The following is a 1,815-nucleotide window of genomic DNA, read 5'->3' on the forward strand; positions in this document are numbered from 1 at the left end:
CACGTCGACAGCCCGGTCGGTCAGGTGGGTCCGGACCTGGGCGATCGCGCCCCGGAACCGTGCCGGAAAAGACGCGGCCGCGCGGTTCGGCCGCCGCGGGAACGGCACCTTGTCGACGATCAGCAGCTCGTAGCCGCGCAGCGGCACCAGGCGGGCTTCGAGCCCCTCCCGCGTGCCGAGGACGAGCACGTGCGCGTCAGGTTCGCGCTCGCGCAGCGCATCGGCGACGGCGAGGAGCGGATTGACATGCCCCGCAGTGCCACCACCGGCCAGAAGGTACGTCGTCACCTGGACGAGACTACTTGCGCACGCGGGCGACGACGCACCGCGGCATCCGTCTTCGCGGGCAGCGTGCGGGCGAACGACAGCAGCACGCCGCAGGCGAGGAGGACGGACAGCAGCGACGTGCCGCCCTGCGACATGAACGGCAGCGGCACCCCGAGCACGGGGAACACCCGCAGGACGACGCCGATGTTGATGAGGGCCTGACCGACGATCCACACCGTGATGGCGCCGGCCACGATGCGCACGAACGGGTCGTGGGTCTTGCGGATGACGTGGAACGCCCCGACCGCGAAGAGCGCGAAGAGCCCGAGCACGACGATGCAGCCGATCAGGCCGAGCTCTTCACCGACGATCGCGAAGATGTAGTCGTTCGCGGCGGCGGGAAGCCAGTCGTACTTCTCCTTCGAGCCGCCGAGGCCTACTCCGAAGATGCCGCCCCCGGCGAGCCCCCAGATGCCGTGCAGCGGCTGGTAGCAGTCGCCGAAGTAGTCGGCGAGGCAGTTCGGGTTGAGGAAGCTCAGGATGCGGCGCACGCGGTCGGGGCTGGTCGCCGCGAACACGACAGCCCCGAGCACGCCGAGCATGGCGGGCAGGATGAACAGCCGCAGCTTCACCCCGGAGAAGAAGAGCGCTCCGAGGGCAACGAGGGCGATGATCATCGCCGTGCCCATGTCGCGGCCGGCCATGACGGTGGCGAGCACGAGCACGGTGACCGGCACGAGCGGGATCACGACGTGGGTCCACGACCCGAGGAGCGTCTGCTTGCGGAACAGCACGTACCCGACCCACAGCGCGAGGGTGAGCTTGAGGAACTCCGAGGGCTGGGCCTGGAGTCCCGCCACCACGATCCAGTTGCGGTTGCCGTTCGCCTCGACGCCGATGCCGGGCACGAAGACGAGCAGCTGGAAGAGGATCGCCGCGATCAGCGCCGGCCACGCCACCTTCTTCCAGAWCGCGATGGGGAGGCGGCTGGCGATGAACATCAGCGGGATGCCGAGCACGGCGAACATCGCCTGCTTGAGCACGGCCTCATAGGGCGGCTGGCCCGCCGCGGTCGCGGTAGCCGATGTCGCCGAGAGGATCATCACGAGACCGAAGAAGGTCAGCAGCAGCGCCGTCGAGGTGATGAGCAGGAACTCGCTCGGGACCGGCGCGAACACCTTGCCGAGCGACACGCGGGCGGCCAGGCCTCGGCGGCCTTTCGGGTCAGGCGGGATCTGGCCCGGTCGGGTCGGGGCGGTGGTCGTGCTCGCCATCGTTGCCCCCTGCGATCCGTTCCCTCACCGCGGCCGCGAAACGCCGGCCTCGGTCTGCGTAGGACGCGAACTGATCGAAGGATGCGGCGGCGGGGGCGAGCAGCACGACGTCCCCGTCACGTGCGATCCCGGCCGCCAGTTCAACGACCCGTGCCATGACATCCCCAGTCTCAGCGCCGTCCACCTCGAACACGGGCACCGCGGGCGCGTGTCGCGAGAACGCCGCCACGACCGGCGCGCGATCGAGGCCGATCACGATCGCGGCCTTCGCGCG

At 70.0% G+C, this 1,815-nt stretch carries 2 protein-coding genes and 1 pseudogene; all 3 read right to left on the reverse strand.

From position 1 onward, the window contains the following. Nucleotides 1-288: glycosyltransferase (locus tag AC1DVT_RS19980; protein ID WP_477391107.1), on the reverse strand; the 288-nt coding region annotated here is incomplete at its 3' end. Next, on the reverse strand, nt 285-1,541 hold the full coding sequence (ftsW, locus tag AC1DVT_RS19985) for a putative lipid II flippase FtsW (RefSeq protein ID WP_477391109.1): 1,257 nt from the start codon (nt 1,539-1,541) through the stop codon (nt 285-287). The genes ftsW and AC1DVT_RS19980, both read right to left, overlap by 4 nt. Continuing rightward, a pseudogene (murD, locus tag AC1DVT_RS19990) lies at nt 1,492-1,815 on the reverse strand (UDP-N-acetylmuramoyl-L-alanine--D-glutamate ligase); the annotation flags it as partial. The pseudogene murD and the gene ftsW, both read right to left, overlap by 50 nt.

This window comes from Microbacterium sp. P2_F9, assembly GCF_056403635.1.